15 protein-coding genes are annotated in these 20,999 nt (G+C 71.6%); 11 read left to right on the top strand and 4 right to left on the bottom strand.

The features are described 5' to 3' along the window. The first annotated feature begins 26 nt into the window (after positions 1–26). The 8 genes from QT196_RS22385 (at position 27) to QT196_RS22350 (ending at position 8,490) form a co-directional block, all read left to right on the top strand. Positions 27–2,423: an amino acid adenylation domain-containing protein gene (locus tag QT196_RS22385; RefSeq protein WP_356948478.1), complete on the top strand. Its 2,397-nt coding sequence runs from the start codon at positions 27–29 to the stop codon at positions 2,421–2,423. After that, positions 2,407–3,402 (top strand): TauD/TfdA family dioxygenase, encoded by a 996-nt coding sequence (locus QT196_RS22380; RefSeq protein WP_290355542.1) that lies wholly within the window; start codon positions 2,407–2,409, stop codon positions 3,400–3,402. The genes QT196_RS22385 and QT196_RS22380 overlap by 17 nt, the downstream gene beginning before the upstream one ends. Positions 3,403–3,466: 64 nt before the next feature. Further along, positions 3,467–4,504 carry a 2,3-diaminopropionate biosynthesis protein SbnB gene (gene sbnB, locus QT196_RS22375; RefSeq protein ID WP_168480720.1) on the top strand — a complete coding sequence of 346 codons (1,038 nt, stop codon included), beginning with the start codon at positions 3,467–3,469 and terminating at the stop codon, positions 4,502–4,504. 14 nt (positions 4,505–4,518) lie between these two features. After that, positions 4,519–5,514 carry a 2,3-diaminopropionate biosynthesis protein SbnA gene (gene sbnA / locus QT196_RS22370; RefSeq protein ID WP_168480719.1) on the top strand — a complete coding sequence of 332 codons (996 nt, stop codon included), beginning with the start codon at positions 4,519–4,521 and terminating at the stop codon, positions 5,512–5,514. Beyond that, positions 5,511–5,744 carry an MbtH family protein gene (locus QT196_RS22365; RefSeq protein WP_290355541.1) on the top strand — a complete coding sequence of 78 codons (234 nt, stop codon included), beginning with the start codon at positions 5,511–5,513 and terminating at the stop codon, positions 5,742–5,744. Before sbnA ends, QT196_RS22365 begins: the two co-directional genes overlap by 4 nt. Beyond that, positions 5,744–6,727 (top strand): clavaminate synthase family protein, encoded by a 984-nt coding sequence (locus tag QT196_RS22360; protein ID WP_290355540.1) that lies wholly within the window; start codon positions 5,744–5,746, stop codon positions 6,725–6,727. Before QT196_RS22365 ends, QT196_RS22360 begins: the two co-directional genes overlap by 1 nt. A 39-nt stretch (positions 6,728–6,766) precedes the next feature. Beyond that, positions 6,767–7,735: an ATP-binding cassette domain-containing protein gene (locus tag QT196_RS22355; RefSeq protein WP_168480716.1), complete on the top strand. Its 969-nt coding sequence runs from the start codon at positions 6,767–6,769 to the stop codon at positions 7,733–7,735. After that, positions 7,732–8,490: an ABC transporter permease gene (locus tag QT196_RS22350; protein WP_168480715.1), complete on the top strand. Its 759-nt coding sequence runs from the start codon at positions 7,732–7,734 to the stop codon at positions 8,488–8,490. Before QT196_RS22355 ends, QT196_RS22350 begins: the two co-directional genes overlap by 4 nt. Before the next feature lie 58 nt (positions 8,491–8,548). Here the strand turns inward: QT196_RS22350 and QT196_RS22345 are convergent, their stop codons facing one another. Beyond that, entirely contained in the window at positions 8,549–8,725 is a 177-nt protein-coding gene (locus QT196_RS22345) for a hypothetical protein (RefSeq protein WP_168480714.1), read from the bottom strand. Positions 8,726–8,864: 139 nt separating this feature from the next. After that, entirely contained in the window at positions 8,865–9,053 is a 189-nt protein-coding gene (locus QT196_RS22340) for a hypothetical protein (protein WP_248001263.1), read from the bottom strand. 106 nt (positions 9,054–9,159) lie between these two features. Between QT196_RS22340 and QT196_RS22335 the strand changes: the two genes are divergently transcribed. Together QT196_RS22335 and QT196_RS22330 are read left to right on the top strand one after the other, a co-directional pair. Continuing rightward, a complete protein-coding gene (locus QT196_RS22335; protein ID WP_290355539.1) occupies positions 9,160–9,996 on the top strand; it encodes a helix-turn-helix transcriptional regulator in 837 nt (278 codons plus the stop codon). Then, entirely contained in the window at positions 9,993–10,190 is a 198-nt protein-coding gene (locus QT196_RS22330; RefSeq protein ID WP_274737428.1) for a DUF397 domain-containing protein, read from the top strand. Before QT196_RS22335 ends, QT196_RS22330 begins: the two co-directional genes overlap by 4 nt. 52 nt (positions 10,191–10,242) lie before the next feature. Here QT196_RS22330 and QT196_RS22325 read toward each other — a convergent pair whose 3' ends face one another. Both QT196_RS22325 and hisS read right to left on the bottom strand, forming a co-directional pair. Further along, positions 10,243–11,142, bottom strand: a complete 900-nt coding sequence (locus QT196_RS22325; protein ID WP_290355538.1) for a hypothetical protein — start codon at positions 11,140–11,142, stop codon at positions 10,243–10,245. 44 nt (positions 11,143–11,186) lie between these two features. Further along, complete coding sequence (gene hisS / locus QT196_RS22320) at positions 11,187–12,593, bottom strand: histidine--tRNA ligase (protein WP_290355537.1); 1,407 nt, start codon at positions 12,591–12,593, stop codon at positions 11,187–11,189. 142 nt (positions 12,594–12,735) lie between these two features. On the opposite strand from hisS, the gene QT196_RS22315 reads away from it, so the two are divergent. Continuing rightward, complete coding sequence (locus QT196_RS22315; RefSeq protein ID WP_290355536.1) at positions 12,736–20,952, top strand: non-ribosomal peptide synthetase; 8,217 nt, start codon at positions 12,736–12,738, stop codon at positions 20,950–20,952. Positions 20,953–20,999 lie beyond the last annotated feature (47 nt).

Genomic DNA, 20,999 nt, shown 5'->3' with positions numbered 1-20,999 from the left:
CGCTACCCGCCGGCACCGCGGAGGCTTTGCTTCTCCGGTCGGAACGGCAGGGATTTTCCCCCGACGCTCTGCTGCTGGCCGCCTTTGTGCGGGTGCTGGCGGCGGTCACGGGCGATTCCTCCGTGGTGACCGGATATCTGCCCGGAAAAGACGCGCAGAATGCTCCGGAGAAAGCTGCGGAGAAAGGCCCGTTGCCGCTCTGGGCCGCGCTTTCCGGCGGCTCGTGGGCGGAACTCGCCACCGAGGCCGCACAGTGGGCGGCCGAGGTGCGGCGGCACTCCCCGCGGGTGCTCGACGAGCTGCGCACCGAAACGGGCCGCACGGAGCCGCTGTTCGACACCGTCCTGGTCGGCGGCCGGGCGGCCGGACCCGAGGACCTGACCACCGGCACCGTGCTCGCCGCCGGCCTCTCCCGGACCGGCGACCGGCTGGACCTGGTGCTCAGCCACCGCCCCGGCGCACTGGACAGCGCGCAGGCCGGCCGGTTCGCGGGCTATCTGCTCGCCGCGCTGCATGAGCTGGCCGAGCGGCCCGAGGCGGACCACCAGGCGTGGAGCCCGGTGCCGGAGCGGGAGATCGCCCAGCAGCTGGCCGAGTTCGCGGGCCCGCGGCGGGAGCTGCCCGACCGCCGGGTGCATGAACTGTTCGAGGACCAGGTGCGGTTGCGGCCCGACGACCTCGCCGCCGTCCACGGCACCGAGTCCTGGAGCTACCGGGAGCTCAACGAGCGCGCCAACCGCGTCGCCCACGCGCTGCGCGAAGGCGGCCTGCGCGACGAGGACGTCGTCGCGGTGGTCACCGAACGCACGCTGCCGTGGCTGGTCGCCGTGCTGGCCGTGTTCAAGGCCGGCGGCGTCTATCTGCCGGTGGAGCCGCACTTCCCGGCCGACCGGATCGGCGGCATGCTGGTGCGCGCCGACTGCCGCCGGGTGCTGACCGAGCGGGACGTGTCCGCGGGCCTGACCGAGGCGCTGGCCGGGCTGCCCGGCGTCCGCGCGGACCATCTGGCGGAGCTGCTCGCCGGGGACCATCCGGTCACCGACCCCGGTATACCGGTGGCTGCCGGGCAGAGCGCGTACATCTACTTCACCTCGGGCTCGACCGGGGCGCCCAAGGGCGCCGTGTGTGAGCACGCGGGCTTCCTCAACCATCTGCTCGCCAAGATCGACGACTTGGAGATCACCGAGGGCCGGGTGGTCGCCCAGACCGCGCCGCAGTGCTTCGACATCTCCCTGTGGCAGCTGGTGGCCGCACTCGCCGTCGGCGGGCGCACCCTGATCATCGGGCAGCCGGACATCCTGGACACGGCACGCTTCATCGAGACCCTCGCCACCGGCGGTGTCGAGGTGCTCCAGGCCGTGCCGTCCTACCTCGAAGTGGTGCTGACGGAGCTGGAGCGCAGCCCCCGCGCGCTGCCCCGGCTGCGCCATGTCTCGGCGACCGGCGAGGCGCTCAAGAAGGAGCTGGTGGAGCGCTGGTTCGCCACGTTCCCCGGCGTCGCGCTGGTCAACGCGTACGGCCTGACCGAGACGTCCGACGACACCAACCACGAGGTGATGCGCCAGGTGCCCGACCAGGCCTCGGTGCCGCTGGGCCGGCCGGTCGCCAATGTGCGGATCCATATCGTCGACGAACGGCTGCGTCCGGTGCCGCTCGGCTCCCCGGGCGAGATCCTGTTCTCCGGCGTCTGCGTCGGGCGGGGGTACGTCAACGACGAGGAGCGCACCCGGGCCGCCTTCATGCCCGATCCGCTGCTGCCCGGTGAACGGATGTACCGCTCCGGCGACTTCGGCCGCTGGCTGCCGGACGGACGGCTGGAATTCCTCGGCCGCCGGGACGCCCAGGTCAAGATCCGCGGCTTCCGGATCGAGATCGGCGAGGTGGAGAACCAGCTGCTCCGGGTCGACGGGGTGCGCGACAGCGCCGTGGTCGTCACGGGCGAGGGCGAGAGCCGGCAGCTGGTGGCCTTCCACAGCGGTGCGGAGCTGTCCGACGAACGGCTCGTGGCGGCGCTCGGTGCGGCACTGCCCGGCTACATGATCCCCAGCCGGTTCCGCCGGCTCGACGTACTGCCGCTCACCGCCAACGGCAAGATCGACCGCAAGGCGCTGACCCGGCTCGCCGGGCAGGAGGAGGCCGCGGACGGCGGCGTGGAGCTGCGCACCGGCACCGAACGGCGGCTCGCCGAGCTGTGGTCCCAGGTCCTGAAGGTGCCGGCCGCCCGGCTCGGCCGGGACTCCCATTTCTTCGACAGCGGCGGGACGTCGCTGTCCATGCTGCGGCTGGCGATCGCGCTGGACCGCGTGGTGACGCCCGCCGAACTCCAGCAGCACCCGGTTCTCGCGGACTGTGCGGCGTTGCTCGACCGCCGGGCCGCCGAGGCTCCGAATCCAGGAAGGCAGCCAGTTGACAGCCACGTATGACGGCCCGGCCGTCCACGAAACCCTCAGCGACGGCGCCGAGTTGCTCCTCGGCGAGGGCCGGACCCCGGTCCTCCGTCTCACCGGTCCGGACCTCCCCGCGGAGACCGTCCGCGGTCTGCTCGCCCGGCACGGCGCCCTGCTCGTCCGGGGACTGGGTCTGGCGGCCCCCGCCGATCTGGGCCGGGCCGCACGGGCGCTCGGGGTGACCCCGATGACCGAGCGGGAGGGCTTCACCGGCCGGACCGACTTCGGCGACGGCGTGTACGGCGCCTCGGAGTGGCCGGCCGATGAGCCGATGTGCATGCACCACGAGCGGAGTTACGGCGACGAGGTGCCCGGCATCGCGCTGTTCGGCTGTCTGACGGCGCCCCGCTCCGGCGGCGCGACCGCGGTGGCCGACGCCCGGACGGTGCTGGCGGCGCTGCCCGCCGGCCTGGTGGAGCGCTTCGCCCGCGAGGGCTGGCGGCTGGCCCGCAACTACCGTGACATCGGCGTCAGCTGGACCGCGTCCTTCGGCACCGAGGACGCCGCGCAGGTCGACGCGTACTGCCGGGCGCACGCCCTGGAGCACGAGTGGCTGCCGGACGGCTCGCTGCGCACCGTGCAGCACCGCGCGGCGGTGGTGCACCACCCCGCCACCGGCGAGCGGCTCTGGTTCAACCAGATCGCCTTCCTCAACGAGCTGACCATGGACCCGGCGGTGCGCGAGTACCTGGTGTCCCTGTACGGGCCGGACTCCTTGCCGTTCACCACCTTCCACGGCGACGGCGAGCCGGTCCCGGCACAGGTCGTCGAGACCATCAACGAGGTGTACACGGCGGCGACCGTACGGGAGCCGTGGCAGGCCGGTGACCTGCTCGTGGTCGACAACCTGCGGATGGCGCACAGCCGCGAGGCGTACGAGGGCGACCGCGAGATCGTGGCGCTCTTCGGCGACCCGGTGCGCCTCGACGGACACGTCCTGCCGTCCGCCACCTGACAGGCCGGGCCGGTCCGGACGACCGGCCCTGCTTCCTCTCCTCTACGGTTCCACGGAGCTTCACATGCCCCAGCAGCACGCTGCGCCTTCGTTCTCCGTCATCTCCGGAGCCCAGGTGCACCGGGTCCTCGACGCGCACCACCAGGGCGTCGTCGACCTGATCGAGACGGCCTACCGGCTGCACGGCGGAGGCGAGACGGTGAACCCGCCGTCGTACTTCCTCCGCTTCCCCGACCGCCCGTCCTCCCGGATCATCGCGCTGCCCGCCTCGATCGGCGGCGAGCGGCCCACCGACGGCCTGAAGTGGATCTCCAGCTTCCCGGAGAACGTCGGGGCCGGCATCCCGCGCGCCTCGGCGGTGCTGATCCTCAACGACCATGACACCGGCTACCCGCTGGCGTGCCTGGAGAGCTCCATCATCAGCGCGGCGCGCACCGCGGCCTCCGCGGCGCTGGCCGCCGACCGGATCTCCGCCGCGCGCGGCACCCGGCCGGCCCGGATCGGGTTCTTCGGTGTCGGGCTGATCGCCCGCTACATCCACACCTATCTGGCGTGCACCGGCTGGGAGTTCGACGAGATCGGGGTGCACGACCTGTCCGCGGAGCACGCGGGCGGTTTCGCCGACTACCTCCGCCAGTCCGGCGAGTCCGGCACGGTCACCGTGCACGGCTCCGCCGAGGAGCTGATCCGCTCCTGCGACCTGGTGGTCTTCGCCACGGTCGCCGGCACCCCGCATGTCGCCGAGCCCGGGTGGTTCGCGCACAACCCGCTGGTGCTGCATGTCTCGCTGCGCGATCTGTCGCCCGAGGTGGTGCTCGGCGCGGCCAACTTCGTGGACGACGTGGAGCACTGCCTGAAGGCGGACACCTCGGTGCACCTGGCCGAACAGCTGCTGGGCCACCGGGACTTCCTCGACGGCACGCTGTACGACGTCCTCACGGGGAAGGCGCAGCCGCCGGCCGACCGGCCGGTGATCTTCTCCCCGTTCGGCCTGGGGGTGCTGGATCTGGCACTCGGCAGGCATGTCTACGAATCCGTGAAGGAATCCGGCGAGTTGCAGGTCGTCGACGATTTCTTTCACGAGATGCGCCGTTACGGCTAGGGCGGGAGGCACCCGTGCCGACTATCTCGACTCCGCAGGAGTTCAACGAGGAAGACCTGTACGTCGATCTCGACGCCGTACTCGGTATCCCACTCCACCTCAAGTGCGAGGGCTTCAACTTCACCGGGTCGGTGAAGCAGAAGGCCGCGCTGGAAATGGTCGAGGCCGCAGAGGAGGCCGGGCGGCTGTCCCCCGGTTCCGTCCTGGTGGAATCCTCGTCCGGCAATCTGGGCGTCGCGCTGAGCGTCATCGCGGCCAGCAAGGGCTACCGCTTCGTCTGCGTCACCGACTCCCGGTGCAATCTGGCCTCCAAGCGGCTGATGGAGGCTCTCGGCGCCACCGTCCACACGATCGCGGAGCCCGCGCCCGAGGGGGGCTTCCTCGGGGCGCGGATCGCCTACGTACGCAAGCTGTGCGAGGAGGACGCGCGGTACGTCTGGCTCAACCAGTACGTCAACCCCGCCAACTGGCGGGCGCATTACCGGTACACGGCCCCCGGCATCCACCGCAGTCACCCCGGGCTGGATGTGCTCTTCGTCGGGGCGGGGACCACCGGGACGCTGATGGGCTGTGCCCGCTGGTTCAAGGAGCACCGGCCCGGGGTCCGCATCGTGGCCGTCGACAGTGTCGGCTCGGTCGCCTTCGGCCACCCGCCGTCCCCCCGGATGATCCCGGGCCTGGGCTCCGGGGTCCGTCCGGCGCTGCTGGACGAGGACTTCATCGACGATGTGGTGCTCGTCCCGGAGCCGGACACCGTGCGCATGTGCCACCGGCTGGCCGGGCGCGGCTTTCTGTTCGGCGGCTCCACCGGGACGGTCGTCAGCGGCGCCGACCGGTGGCTGGCGGAGCGCGGCCGGCCGGCGGGGCTCTCCTCGGTCGCCATCTCGCCCGATATGGGCGAGCGCTATCTCGACACCGTTTACCACACCAACTGGGTGCAGGGCGTCTACGGCGAGGACACGCTCGGGCCCGCGCACCCCAGCCATGAGACGAGAGAGGCAATACGATGACCAACCCGTTCGAGGACACCGAGGGCCGCTACCTGGCGCTGGTCAACGACGAGGGCCAGTACTCCCTCTGGCCGGCGTTCGCCGAGGTCCCGGACGGCTGGAAGGCCGCCCTGCCGGAGACCGGCCGCGCCGAGGCCCTGGAGTACATCGCCGCGCAGTGGACGGATATGCGTCCGCTGAGCCTCGTCCGTGCGATGGAGGGCGCCGACCCCCAGAAGGCGGCGTCCTGATGACCGTGACACTCGATACCGGGGCGGCGGCGCGGGTCGCGTCGCTGACCCCGGACGAATCCGTGGCGGCGGAGCAGGCCGCCCGCGGGGTGATGGCCTCCGGTGCCGCCCTGGTGGACAGCGCCGGCTGGGTCGATGCCGCGCGCACCGGCTGGTCGGAGCTGCCGCTCGGGCTGCGCCGGCCGCTGCACGGGTTCCGCCGCGACTCCGGGCGCAGCGGCGTGCTGCTGCTGCGCGGTCTGCCGGTGGACGAGGCGGCGCTGCCGGACACACCGTCCGGCGCCGGTTCCGTACAGCGGACGGGCTCGGTGAGCGCCGCGATGCTGACGATGGTGGCCTGCGGTCTCGGCGATCCGGCCGCCTTCCGGCCGGAGAAGACCGGCGCCCTGGTGCAGGACGTGGTGCCGGTGCCGGGCAAGGAGGAGTTCCAGGGGAACGCGGGCTCGGTCCTGCTGACCTTCCACAATGAGAACGCCTTCCATCCGCACCGCCCCGACTTCGTCATGCTGCTGTGCCTGCGCGCCGACCACGAGAAGGTCGCCGCGCTGCGCACCGCCGGTATCCGTGCGGCGATGCCGCTGCTGAGCGAGGAGACCCGGGCGGCGCTGGCCGCCCCGGAGTTCGTCACCGCTCCCCCGCCGTCCTTCGGCGGCTCCGACGGCGGCACCGCACCGCACCCGGTGATCTTCGGGGCGCCCGAGGACCCGGATCTGCGGATCGACTTCGCGGCCACCGAGCCGGTCACCGACCGGGCCCGCCGGGCGATGGACGAGCTCGGGGACGCCTTCGAGCGGACCGGGCAGAGCACGGTGCTGGCCCCCGGCGATCTGGCGATCGTCGACAACCGGGTCACCACCCATGGGCGCAGCGCCTTCCAGCCGCGCTACGACGGCCGGGACCGCTGGCTGCAGCGCACCTTCGTCCTCACCGATCTGCGCCGCTCCCGCGGGTCCCGGTCCGGAGACGGTTACGTCCTTGACTGACAGCCTCCGTACCGCAACTCCTGAAAGGACCTGGAGCCCATGACCCCTGCCATCCGGATCGAGAATCTGGCGAAGAACTTCGGCAGTACGGCCGCGATCCGGGGGGTCAGCCTGGAGGTTCCGGCCGGCCGGGTGCTCGGGCTGCTGGGCCCCAACGGCGCCGGCAAGACCACGCTGGTGCGCATGGTCGCCACGCTCATCCGGCCGGACAGCGGGCGCATCCTGGTGCACGGGCACGATGTCGTGCGCGAGGCCGCCCGGGTGCGCCCGCTGATCGGACTCACCGGCCAGTACGCCTCGGTGGACGAGGACATCTCGGGCTGGGAGAACCTCTATCTCATCGCCCGGCTGTTCAACCTGCGCGGGCGCAAGGCCCGCGCCCGCGCCGACGAGATGCTGGAGCGGTTCAGCCTGACCGAGGCCGGCAAACGGCCCGTCGGCGGCTACTCGGGCGGGATGCGCCGACGGCTCGACCTGGCGGCCAGCCTCACCGGCGACCCCCGCGTGCTGGTCCTCGACGAACCGACCACGGGCCTCGATCCGCACAGCCGCAACAGCCTCTGGGCGGAGGTGAACCGGCTCGCCGGGCAGGGCACCACCGTGCTGCTCACCACCCAGTACATGGAGGAGGCGGAGGCGCTCGCCGACGCCCTGGTGGTGATCGACAGCGGCCGGGTCATCGCCTCCGGCTCCACCGCCGAACTGCGCGCGCGCCTGGGCGGCCAGATGCTCCGCATCCAGCCCGAGGAGCCCGGCGACCTGGCGCGGATCTGCCAGGTCCTGGTGGCCGCGGGCCACACCGAGGCCGCCGTCATGGCGGACGAGGGGCGGCTCCAGCTGCCGCTGACCGGCGGGGGCAGTCAGCTCACCGCGGTGGTCAGGACCCTCGGCGAGGCGGATATCCCGCTCGCCTCACTGGACACCCATATTCCGAGCCTTGACGAGGTCTTCCTCAAGCTCACCGGACCCGCGGCCAGGGAACCCGTCGCCGCTAGGAGCGCGGCATGAGTTCACTGGTACGTCACTCGCTGGCGCTGTCGCGCCGCAATCTGCGCAAGTCGCTGGCCAGTCCGGGGCAGGTGCTGGACACCGCGCTGATGCCGGTGGTGCTGTCCGTCATCTTCATCTACGCCTTCGGCGGCGCGATCGCCGGGAACAGCGCGGACTACCGGCAGTATCTGATGCCGGGAATCATGGCCCTGAACCACACCATCGTCTCCCGCACCGCGGGCATCGCGCTCAACACCGATTTCTCCTCCGGGGTGATGGACCGCTACCGGTCGATGCCCGTCGCCCGCTCCGCCGTCCTCATCGGCCGGGTCTCGGCGGATTCGGTCCGGCTGCTGATCAGCCAGCTCGCGGTGTTCGCGTTCGCCCTGCTCATCGGCTTCCGCGCGGACAACGGCCTGCTGCCCACCGTCGCCGCCTTCGGTCTCCTGCTGCTGTACGGGATCGCGCTGTGCTGGGTGAACGCCTTCATCGGCCTGGCCGCCCGGAGCATCGACACGGTGCAGAGCGTGAGCACCATCGCCATGCTGCCGCTCCAGTTCGGCAGTTCGGTGTTCGTCGCACCCGACACCATGCCCGGCTGGCTGCGGGTCTTCGTCGAGCACAACCCGATGACCCTGGTCGTCGACGCGTCCCGCAACCTGATGATCGGCGGCCCCGTCGCGGCCTCCGCCCAGGGCGCCCTGCTGTGGATCGCCGGGCTGATCGCGGTGTTCCTGCCGCTGTCGGTGTGGAAGTACCGGTCCCGGACCTGACCCGGCCGCGCGGGGCCGTCGCCGGCCTGACACCGGCGACGGCCCGTCCACACGGGGATTACTTGCCGTCCCCGCCCTGCGGCTGCGGCTCGCGGGGTGCCTCCGGGGGCATGGGCCCGCCGTCGTGCTTGCCGCCGTCCGCCTCCATGTCCGCGGGGTGCCGGAACGGGACTCCGCGCCAGCCTTCGGCGTCGGGCGTGCGCGTCTCATACGTCTCGACAGCTAAGGCACTCATCTACCAGCCTCCTCTTTCGCAAGGGGCCATGCCGCCGTACCGTCGGGGGCATGGCCCGTAGGCCGCGGAGGATTTCCTCTGCGGTTGGTCACCCGTCCCGGCGCTCACCTGTCCAGGGTTTTGGACGCCGGGGCGGGGGTCACTGCCCCTCGTGCTTGGGGTGGTTCCTGAGTTCGATGTTCAGGTCAACAACCTTGCTCTTGTCGCCCCGTGCCTCTGCCAACTGCCGCTCGTTTACCAGCGCCTGGCAGATGTCGCACTCTGCCGCAGGCTTCGGGGCGGGCCGGGGTTCGCCGAGCTGTACCGGTGGGGTCAGACTGCCGGACACGACCACTCCTCTCCGTAGTGATTCCACTACCAGGAGTCCTCAGCGTGGCCTACAGTCAGGGACCATTCAACGTGTCACTTGCGGACGGAAGGACAGTGAAGGGCCTTTGAATCGCAACGAGTTGAACCCGGACGCTTCCCCTCAGGCGGCCTACGGAGCGCGTTTACGTAGCCTGCGAGAGGCGCGCGACTGGACTCAAGAGGACCTGGCCGAACGCGCGGAATATTCGAGCGTGCATGTTTCGGCCGTCGAAAACGGTCGGAAACCTCCAACTCTCCGGTTCTCGCGTAGCGTGGACCGTGTCTTCGGCCTTGAGGGCACAGCGGACTCGTTCGAGCGTGAGTACCGCGAGATCAAGCACGGCAGCCTGTTGGAGGGGTTCCCCGAGTACGTCGGGTACGAGGGCCGGGCGGTAGAGATCCGGCTGTTTCAGATCGGGCTGATCCCCGGCTTGTTGCAGACACCGGAGTACGCGCGGACGGTGGCGGAGGGCGATGTGCAGCGTGGGGCCATCACGCCCGAACAAGCCGAAGAGCGGGTCTCCTTCCTCGCGGAGAGGCAAGCCGCGCTGGTGCGGTCCCGGCCTCCCATGGTGCTGGTGGTGATGGATGAGAGCTGTCTCCGTCACGAGATCGGTGGTGCCGAGGTCATGGAAGGTCAGCTCCGGCGACTGGTCGAAATCGCTTCCCTCCCCAACTGGGTAGTGCAAGTGGCGCCCTTCGACATAGGAGCAAGGCGGGCGTTCAACCTGCCGGTGAACCTCCTCACTCTGGCTGACAGGTCCGTGGTCGCGTATGCCGAGTCACAGGCACGGGGGCATCTGGAGCGCGAAGCCACCGCCGTGCTGCCCATGGTGACGGCATACCATCAGTTGCAGGCCGAAGCGTTGGCGCAGGCGACGTCTGTGGCCGTGATCGAGCAGCTGCGAAAGGGCATCCCGTGACGACCGAATCCCCCCGCTGGTTCAAGTCCTCCTACAGCAGCAACGGCGGCGACTGCATCGAGGTTGCCGCCACTGGCACCGGCGCTGTCCCCGTCCGCGACAGCAAGGACCCCAACGGCCCGGCGCTCACCTTCTCCGCGAACGGCTGGTCGTCGTTCGTCGCTGCCGTCAAGGGTGGGGAGTTCCCCGCCTGAACCCGCAGCAGACGCTGAGTAACCGGCCCTCGCCAAGTGGCGGGGGCCGTTGTCATGGGGCCGCTCGGTCACCAGTGCCGAGGGGTAGCCAAGTGGCTTGGCAGCATCGCAGCCCAGTTGATCTGCGTTCCGGCCTGTCGGTACCTGGGGGTTGCCAGGAAGGGCCAGCGACGGAGAGCAGCAGCGCGCCGACGCCCGTGGCAAGGAGCGGCAGTCGGCAGAGGCCGATCCGTGCGGGCCAGGTACCGCATCGGCTGCGGTGCGGTGGAGAAGAGATACTTCGGGGGTGCCCCGACGGCGGAACCAGGCGAGGGCGCCGGGCCGACCGCCCGCTGCGACGGGATCGCCTGGTCTGACATCGCCCCGCTGCTACTACGCATCGAGGTGCGACATCAGCCGGGCCGAAAGACGGCGGCCCGGGCGCGACGTCCGGGCGGAGTCCGACGATGCGCCGGACCGCTTCCTCGCCCCGCCAGGCGTCATGCCAGCGTTCGGTGTTCTCCTGGAGCCGCGAGACGTAGCCGCGGGTCATCTCGTAGAACGCCCGGACGCCGTGCTCCTTCATGTAGCCCCAGTTGAACTCCAGGCTCTTGAGCACGACGGGGAATGGATGCAGCGCCTGGGTGCGTCCCCAGGTCTCCAGTACGTCCTCGACGTCGAGCCTGCCGGCCCGCTCGTCCAGGACGGTCCACATGCCCTGGGCGTCGTAGTCGCCGAGCACCTGGTCGAGGATCCCGGCGCAGCGGCGCAGGTTCGCCTTCTTCGCCTGAAAGACCCGGGCGGCCTCGGTGCGCGCCTCGCCCGTGGGTTCCTTGCGGGCCTTGCTGATCGCCCGGGTCAACTCCGTGCTGAGAGCCGCCTCGTCACACAGTGAGTCTCCGAAGCTGAGCCACGGGTCCGGAAACCCGCGCTCAGCCGTAACCTCGAAGATCCGATCGCCTTGCGTTCCCATCCGCTCCTCCTCGAAAGTCGGCAGCAGGCAGGGCTCGCTACGCGTCAACTGGATGGTGCGCACCGCCGCGCGAGTTCCGCGACAGCCTGATCGAGCGGGACCTGGACTTGCTCGCCGCTGTCCATGTCCCGCAGCGTGACCGTACCGGCGTCTCGCTCGGCCTTGCCGTAGATCACGCAGAAGCGGGCCCCCTGGTCGCCGGCCCACTTCATCTGCTTGGCGAACTTCCCACTGGATCCGAGATAGACACCCGTTCGAACCCCGGCGCGGCGGATTTCAGCCGCCAGCCGGAAGCTGTCCGCAGACTGGTCCTCGCCCATGACCGTGACGGCCACGTCAATCTGCGAGTAGCTGTCCTGGTCGGCCTGATTCAGCAGCGGCAGGATGCGCTCGATGCCCAGCGAACCGCCACAGGCGGGCGAGTCCTTACCCCCGAGCCGACCGATGAGCCCGTCATACCGGCCACCCGAGGCGATCGAGCCCGGCATGCCCGGTGCCACGACCTCGAAGATGATCCCCGTGTAGTAGTCCAAGCCCCGCACCAGGTTAGGCGTGAACCCGATTCGCTCAGCGGGGATCGCGTCCTTCGTCAACTCCAACAGCCGGTCCACCTCCGACAGGCCCGCCTGACCCATCTCGCTGGACTTCAGCTCCCCCCGGATCCGCTCGACCGCATCCGACGAGGTGAGGTCATCCACCAGGCCCTGCGCCACCTCGGACGACAGCCCACGGTTGGACACCAGCTCGGCGACGACGGCCTCCGGCGAGAGCTTGTCGAGCTTGTCGAGCGTGATCAGCACACCGGAGCCGAGGTGCTCGGGGACCTTGTATGCCTCCAGCAGACCGAACAGCACATGCCGGGAGTTCACCAGGAACCGGAACTCCGGCACCCCGAGCGCATCCAGTGCGTCGTGCAGGGCGAGGACGACTTCGGCGTCGGACAGCGGGGAGGAGGAGCCGACGATGTCCAGGTCGCACTGCACGAACTCGCGGAAGCGTCCCTTGCCCGGCCGGTCGGCGCGCCACACCGGAGCGATGGCGTACCGCTTGTACGGGGAGGGGAGCTGGCTGCCGTAGGCCGCCGCCGCGCGAGCCAGGGGCACCGTGAGGTCGTAGCGGAGAGCAAGATCAGCCTCGCCGGTCGCCTCATGCTCACCGCGGCGGAGGATCTTGAAGATCAGCTTGTCGCCCTCGTCACCGTACTTGCCGGTGAGGACGTCCAGCCGCTCGAACGCCGGCGTCTGGAGGGGCTGAAAGCCGTAGCGGCCGAACACTTCCCGGATTGTCGCGAACGCGCGTTCCCGCCTCTCATGCTCGGCGGCGAGGAAATCGCGGGTGCCGGACGCGGGCTCAAACTGCTTCAACGAGGCCATGCGGCCATAGTCTTGGAAGCCGGGTGCCGCAGGCAAAACACATCGGCGCGGAAGCAGTGGCCGCAGCTCGGGCGGCATACGACCGCCTGCGCGCCCCCGCCGTACAAGGAAAACCCCAGCTCAGCAAGCGAAATGGCTTCAATAGCGCACTGAAACCCGAGGTTCTTAGCCTCCCGTCGGTGATGTGCCGCGTTTCTGCTGATGCACAAGGAGTTCCTCGATGAGTGGTCCGAAGGCCCAGGCGCAGTGGCAGGGAATGGAGCGGCCGTTCGCCGCGCTGACGCTTCCCGAGCTCTTCGAGGACCAGGTACGGCGTACTCCTGACGCCCCGGCCCTCGGCTGTGGTGGCGAGCAGCTCAGCTACCGGGAGGTGAACGCCCGCGCCAACCGGCTGGCCCGGCTGCTGACGGAGCGGGGCGTGGGCCCCGAGCGGATCGTCGCGGTGCTGGTGCCCCGGTCCCTCGATCTCGTGGTGTCGCTGCTGGCGGTGGCGAAGACCGGTGCCGCCTATCTGCCGATGGACACCGACTACCCGGTGGACCGCGTCGCGTTCATGCTGTCCGACGCCCGTCCGGCCTGCCTGCTCACCACGGCCGGTGCCGGGGCCGGTGCGGCGGCGGAGGGTTTTGCCGGGGCGTCCGTGCTGCTGGACGATCCCGCCGTGGCGCAGGCGCTGTCGCGGGCCGCGGACGCCGACCTCGGTGACGGGGAGCGGATATCGCCGCTGCGTCCGGCGCACCCCGCCTACGTCATCTACACCTCGGGCTCCACCGGCGTGCCCAAGGCGGTGGTGATCGAGCACCGGGCGCTCGCCGACTATCTCGGCTGGTCCCGGCAGACGTACCCGAGCGTCCGCGGCACCTCGCTGTGGCACTCGTCGGTGTCCTTCGACATGACCGTCACCTCGCTGTGGGTGCCGCTGGTCAGCGGCGGCCGGGTGCTGGCGGGCCCGCTGGAGGAGGACGCGTTCGGCGGCGCGCCGGAGTGCACCTTCCTCAAGGCCACCCCCAGCCATCTGCCGCTGCTCGATGTGCTCCCGGCGGGCTTCTCCCCCACCGAGGAGCTGATGCTGGGCGGTGAGGCGCTGATCGGTTCCGTGCTGGACGTGTGGCGGCGGCGTCACCCGGCGGCCACGGTGCTGAATGTGTACGGGCCGACGGAAGTGACCGTCAACGCGGCCGAGTTCCGGCTGGAGCCCGGTGAGCCGACCCCCGACGGGGTGCTGCCGCTGGGCCGGCTGATGGACAACGCCCGCGGCTATGTCCTCGACGCCGCGCTGCGGCCGGTCGGGGAGGGTGTCGCGGGCGAGCTCTACATCGCCGGGCCGGGGCTCGCGCGGGGCTATCTGGGGCGGCCGGGGCTGACGTCGGAGCGGTTCGTCGCCGATCCGTACGGGGCTCCGGGCAGCCGGATGTACCGCACGGGCGACCTGGCGCGCTGGCGGGCCGACGGACAGCTGGAGTTCCTGGGCCGCACCGACCACCAGGTGAAGGTGCGCGGGCACCGGGTCGAGCTGGGGGAGATCGAGGCGGCGCTGCTGCGGCATCCGCTGGTCTCCCGGACCGTGGTGCTGGTCCGCGAGGACCGCGCGGGCGACCAGCGGATCGTGGCCTATGTGACGGGGGCGGGGACGGGCGGCGCGGAGGCACCCGAGCCGGCGGCGCTGCGGGAGCTGGTCGCGGAGTCGCTGCCGGACTACATGGTGCCGTCGGCCGTGGTCGTCCTGGAGCAGTGGCCGCTGACCCCGAACGGCAAGGTCGACCGGGCCCAACTGCCCGCTCCTGACTACGCCGCGCACGCCGAGAGCGGCGGCCGGGCGCCGCGCAATTCCACCGAGGAAGCCCTCAGCTCGCTCTTCGCCGATGTCCTCGGCCTGCCCGCCGTCACCATCGACGACAACTTCTTCCACCTCGGCGGACACTCCCTCCTCGCCACCCGCCTCATCAGCCGGATCCGCGCCACGCTGCACGCCGAGATCAGCGTCCGCGCGCTCTTCGAGCACCCCACCGTTGCTGAACTCGCGCCCCAGCTCGCCGGCGCACACACGGCACGCAGCCCCCTCACGCCCACCACCCCACGCCCGGCGCACCTCCCCCTGTCCCCCGCCCAGCGCCGGCTCTGGTTCGCCTACCAGCTCGAAGGCCCCAGCCCCACCTACAACATCCCCCACGCCTTCCGGATCGGCGGCCCGCTCGACCACCCCACTTTGGCCACCGCCCTGGCCGATCTCACCGACCGCCACGAACCGCTCCGCACCCGCATCACCGAACACGACGGTGAACCGCACCAGACCGTCCTCCCCGCCGGTCAGGAGCACCCCGGTCTCCCCCTCCTCGACACCACCGAGGACCAGCTCCCCCAGCACCTCGCGGAGCAGGCCGCCCACGCCTTCGACCTCAGCCACGAGAACCCGCTGCGCGCCGTTCTCTTCCGCCTGGCCGAGGACGAGCACGTCCTGCTGCTCCTGGCCCACCACATCGCCAGCGACGGCTGGTCCACGGGCCCGCTCCTCCAGGACCTCGGCGCCGCCTACACCGCCCGCCGGGGCGGCACCGCGCCCGCCTGGCAGCCGCTCGCCGTCCAGTACGCCGACTACACCCTCTGGCAGCGGGAGATCCTGGGCTCCGAGGACGACCCCACGAGCCTCGCCGGGCGTCAACTGGACTTCTGGCGCGACCAGTTGACGGGCCTGCCGGAGCTGCTGGAGCTGCCGCTCGACCGGCCCCGTCCCGCCGTCGCGAGCCATCGCGGCGCGAGTGTGCGCTTCGCCCTGGACGCCGGGCTGCACCAGCAGGTCGCGCGGCTGGCCCGGCAGTGCGATGTCACCGTCTTCATGGTCTTCCAGGCCGCGGTCGCCGCGCTGCTGTCGCGGCTCGGCGCGGGCACCGACATCCCCCTGGGCACCGCCGTCGCCGGACGCACCGACGACGCCCTCGACGACCTCGTCGGCTTCTTCGTCAACACGCTGGTGCTGCGCACCGATGTCTCCGGCGACCCGACCTTCCGCGAACTCCTCGGCCGGGTCCGGGACACCGATCTGGCCGCCTACGCCCACCAGGACGTGCCCTTCGAGCGGGTCGTCGAGGCCGTCAACCCGGTGCGCACGCTCTCCCACACCCCGCTGTTCCAGACGATGCTCACCTCGCAGAACACCCCGGACCACGGCGCCGCGACGGGCGGCCTGGCCGCCGTGGCCGAGGAGGTGCCGCGGCGGACCGCGCGGTTCGATCTGTCCTTCCACACCTGGGAGCGGCAGGCCGCCGACGGCTCCTGGACGGGGGTGGACGGTCTGCTGGAGTACGCCACCGACCTCTTCGACGGCGCCACGGCCGAGGCGCTGGCCGCCCGGCTGGTCCGGCTGCTCGGCGCGGCCGTCGCCGGGCCCGATCTGCCGGTCGGGGAGCTGAATCTGCTGACCGCCGCCGAGCGGGACCGGCTGCTGCACGCCTGGCAGGGCGAGCCGCGCGAGCTGTCCGGGCGGACGGTGCCGGAGCTGTTCGAGGACCGGGCAGCCCAGCTCCCGGATGCCCCCGCCGTCGTCCACGAGGGCACCGCGCTGACCTACCGCGAGCTGAACGAGCGGGCCAACCGGCTGGCCCGGGTGCTGGCCGCACGGGGCGTGGGACCGGAGAGCTATGTCGCCGTGGCGATGCCGCGGTCGGTGGAGCTGGTGGTCGCGCTGCTGGCCGTGCTGAAGGCAGGCGGCGCGTATCTGCCGCTGGATCCGACCTATCCGGCCGACCGGCTCGGCTTCATGCTGGCCGACGTGGACCCGGTGCTGGTGCTGACCGGGCGCGGGGTGATGGAGGAGGTCCCGGCGCCGTGCCCGCTGCTGCGGCTCGACGAGCCCGGTACGGCCGCCGAGGTGGCGGCGCGCTCCGCCGCCGACCTCACCGACGCGGACCGCAACGGCCCGCTGTCGCTGGACAACGCCGCCTTCGTGATCTTCACGTCGGGTTCCACCGGCCGCCCCAAGGGCGTCACGGTCCAGCACCGCTCCCTCGACGGCTATCTGTCCTGGACCCGGTCCGCCTACCCCGGCGTCGCGGGCACCGCGCTGGTGCACTCGCCCGTCGCCTTCGACCTCACCGCGACCGGCCTGTTCGCGCCGCTCACCTCGGGCGGCTGTGTGCAGCTGATCGAGCTGGACGCGTCGAGCGCGGCGGCCGAGGGCCAGCGCGGTCCCAGCTTCGTCAAGGCGACCCCGAGCCATCTGCCGCTGCTGATCGAGCTCCCCGACGCGTTCTCGCCCGCCGAGCAGCTGGTGCTCGGCGGGGAGTCGCTGATGGGCGAGGTGCTGGACGAGTGGCGGGGCCGGCACCCCGGGGCGACCGTCATCAACGAGTACGGGCCGACGGAGACCACCGTCGGCTGCTCGGAGTACCGGATCGAGCCGGGGGACACCGTCCCGGCGGGTGTGGTCACCATCGGCCGGCCCGTCTGGAACACCCAGATGTTCGTGCTGGACGCGCGGCTCCAGCCCGTCCCGGTGGGCAGCCCCGGTGAGCTGTACATCGCCGGGGACCTGGTGACCCGCGGCTACCACCGGCGCCCCGACCTGACCTCCACCCGCTTCGTCGCCAACCCCTTCGGGCCGCCCGGCAGCCGGATGTACCGGTCGGGCGACCTCGGCCGCTGGCGGGCGGACGGCCAGCTGGAGTTCATCGCCCGGGTCGACGACCAGGTCAAGCTGCGGGGCTTCCGGATCGAGCTGGGCGAGATCGACGGCGTCCTCGGCGCCCACCCCGAACTCGCGCAGGCCGCGGTGATCGTGCGGGAGGACCGGCCCGGCGACAAGCGGCTGGTCGGCTACGCGGTCCCGGCCCCCGGGTGCTCCCCGGACCCGGCGGAACTGCGCCGCTACGCCGCCCGGCAACTGCCCGACTACATGGTGCCGGTGGCCTTCGTTCTGCTCGACGAGCTGCCGCTGACGGTCAACCGCAAGCTGGACCGCCGGGCGCTGCCGGTGCCCGACTACGGCGCCGCACGCGCCCCGGGCCGGGGTCCGCGCACCGCGCACGAGGAGATCCTGAGCGGTGCGTTCGCCGAGGTCCTGGGCCTGCCGCGGGTGGGCGTGGACGACAACTTCTTCGATCTGGGCGGCCATTCGCTGCTGGCGACCCGGCTGATCGCCGGGCTGCGCGGCACGCTGGGCGTGGAACTGTCCATCCGGGCGGTCTTCGAGACGCCCACCGTGGCGGGTCTCGCGGCCCGGCTCGCCGAGGCGGAGCGGGCCCGTCCGGCGCTGGTGGCGGCGGACCGCCCGGAGCGGGTGCCGCTGTCGTTCGCCCAGCGGCGGCTGTGGTTCATCCACCGCCTCCAGGGCTCCAGCGTCACCTACAACATCCCCACCTGGATACGGCTGTCCGGCCCGCTGGACCACGATGCGCTGCGGGCCGCGGTCGCGGACGTGGTGGCGCGGCACGAGGTGCTGCGCACCGTCTACCCGGAGGCGGACGGCGAGCCGTATCAGCAGGTCCTGGCGGCCGGTGAGCTGACGCCGGAGGTGTCCTTCGTCCCGGTGGCGGGGGAAGCGGGACTGACCGAGGCGCTCGCACAGGCGGCCCTGCACCCGTTCGGGCTGGTCGGCGAACTCCCCCTCCAGGTCAGTGTGTTCTCCCTGAACGAGCGGGAGCATGTGCTGGCGGTGGTGATGCACCACATCGCCAGTGACGGCTGGTCCATGGCGCCGCTGGCCCGTGATCTGTCCGAGGCGTACGGCGCCCGCCTGGCGGGCCGCAGCCCGGAGCGCGACGCGCTGCCCGTCCAGTACGCGGACTACGCGCTGTGGCACCGGGAGCTGCTGGGGTCGGCGGACGCCCCGGGCAGTGTGATCTCGCAGCAGCTGGCGTTCTGGGAACGGGAGCTGGCCGGGGCACCCGAGCTGCTCGCGCTGCCACTGGACCGGCCCCGCCCCGCGGTGGCCAGTCACCACGGCGGCAGTGTGCAGCTGGAGCTGGATCCCGAACTGCACCGTCAGCTGGTCGCGCTGGCGCAGAGTTCCGGCGCCACGCTGTTCATGGTGCTGCACGCGGCGATCGCGGCGCTGCTGTCGCGGCTCGGCGCCGGCACCGACATTCCGGTGGGTACCGCCGTGGCGGGCCGTACGGACGAGGCGCTGGACGACCTCGTCGGCTTCTTCATCAACACCCTCGTACTGCGCACCGATCTGTCCGGCGACCCGACGTTCCGTCAGCTGCTGGCCCGCGCCCGGAAGACCGACCTGGCGGCCTACGCCCACCAGGACGTGCCCTTCGAGCGCGTCGTCGAGGCCGTCAACCCGGACCGGGTGCTGTCCCACTCCCCGCTCGTCCAGGTCGTGACCACGCTCCAGAGCTACCAGCGGGGCGCGCTGGACTTCCCGGGCACCGAGGCGACCGCGCCGAAGGTCACCAATGAGATCGCCAAGTTCGACCTGATCTTCTTCTGGGAGGAGCGGCAGGACGCGGACCTGGTCCCGGACGGCATCGGTCTCGAAGTGAAGTACGCGACCGACCTGTTCGACCACGAGACCGCGGTGAGCGTCGCGGACCGGCTGCTGCGGGTGCTGCGGGCGGCCGTCGCCGACCCGGACCGCACGGTCGGGCAGATCGAGATCCTCGCGCCGCAGGAGCGCGACCAGTTGCTCTCCGGCTGGAACGACACCGCCCGCGACACGGCGGCGGCGACCCTGCCCGCGCTCTTCGAGGAGCGGGTGACGCAGGCTCCGGACGCACCGGCGCTGGTCCACCGGGACCGTACGTACCGCTACGCGGAGGTGGCGGAGCGGGTCAACCGGCTGGCCCGGCTGCTGATGCGGCACGGCGTGGGCCCGGAGCGGGTGGTGGCGCTGGCGCTGCCGAAGTCGGCGGACCTGATCGTGGCGATGCTGGCGGTGGTCACGGCGGGCGGAGCGTATCTGCCCGTCGACCCGGAGTACCCCGCCGAGCGGATCGCGTACATGCTCGACGACGCCCGCCCCACCTGTCTGCTCACCCTCACCGACACCCCCCTCCCCGAAACCGACTGCCCCCGCCTCCTCCTGGACGACCCCACCGTCGTCGCCGACCTCAACGACCTGCCCGCCACCCCCCTCGACGCCCGCGCCGGGCTGCACCACCCCGCGTACGTCATCTACACCTCCGGCTCCACCGGCCGCCCCAAGGGCGTCGAGGTCACCCACGCCGGAGTGACCGATCTGTCCGTCTCCGCGCGGGAGAACTATCTGCTGGACGGCGACAGCCGGGTGCTCCAGCTCTCCTCACCCAGCTTCGACGCCTCGGTGATCGAGCTGGTCATGGCGCTCACCACCGGCGCCGCCCTGGTGGTCCCGGACGGCGGGCCGCTGGCCGGTGAGGCGCTGGCCGACGTTCTGCGGGACGCCCGGATCACCCACGCTCTGATCCCGCCGGCCACCCTGGCGACGGTCCCGGACGGTGAATTCCCGGACCTGCGCACGCTGGTGACCGGCGCGGACGCGGTGAGCGTGGAGCTGGCGGGCCGCTGGGCCACCCGGTACCGCATGATCAACTCGTACGGTCCGACCGAGTCCACCGTCGCCGCCACGATGAGCCGCCCGCTGTCCGGCGAGGGCGTCCCGCCCATCGGCGTCCCGGTCGCCCGCACCCGGGTGTATGTGCTGGACGCGGGGCTGCGGCCGGTGCCGGCCGGTATCCCCGGTGAGCTGTACATCGCCGGGCACGGCCTCGCGCGGGGCTACCGGAACCGGGCCGCGCTGACCGCGGAGCGCTTCGTGGCGAACCCGTACGGCACGCCCGGGGAGCGGATGTACCGCACCGGGGACCTGGTGCGCTGGCGCGCCGACGGCGAGCTGGAGTACGTCGGCCGGACCGACGCCCAGGTGAAGGTGCGCGGCTTCCGTATCGAACTCGGTGAGATCGAGGCGGTGCTGGACGCCCATCCGCGGGTCAAGCAGACGGTGGCACTGGTCCGTGAGGACAGCCCCGGCGACAAGCGCATCGTGGCGTACACCGAGCTGCTGCCGGAGCTGTCCGGCCCGCTGCCCGCCGAGGACCTGCTGGAGCAGATCTCCGGCAGTCTGCCCCGGCACATGGTGCCGTCCGCGGTCGTCGTGGTGGAGCAGTGGCCGCTGATGCCGAACGGCAAGGTCGACCGCAAGGCGCTGCCCGTACCGGGCCGTCCGGCGCCGTCCGCCGACAGCCACGGACCACGGACCCCGCGCGAGGAGACGCTCTGCGGGCTCTTCGCCGAGCTGCTGGGGCTGCCGGAGGTCGGCATCCACGACAGCTTCTTCCGGCTGGGCGGGCACTCCCTGCTGGCGACCCGGCTGATCAGCGGGATCCGGGCCGCGCTCGGTGCCGAGGTCACCGTCCGGACGATCTTCGAGAATCCGACGGTCGCCCAGCTCGCGCAGCAGCTCGACGGTGCCCGCAAGGCCCGCCCGTCCCTCCGTTCCATGCGCCGCCGGCCGTCCTGAACCACCGCTGGTGCAGTCCGCCCGGCCGGTCCCCCCTTTTGTGCGTC

Source organism: Streptomyces sp. P9-2B-2 (assembly GCF_030406865.1).
GTDB lineage: Bacteria > Actinomycetota > Actinomycetes > Streptomycetales > Streptomycetaceae > Streptomyces > Streptomyces platensis.
Note: the sequence above shows the minus strand (reverse complement) of the source record. Positions and strands in the feature narration are given on the sequence as shown.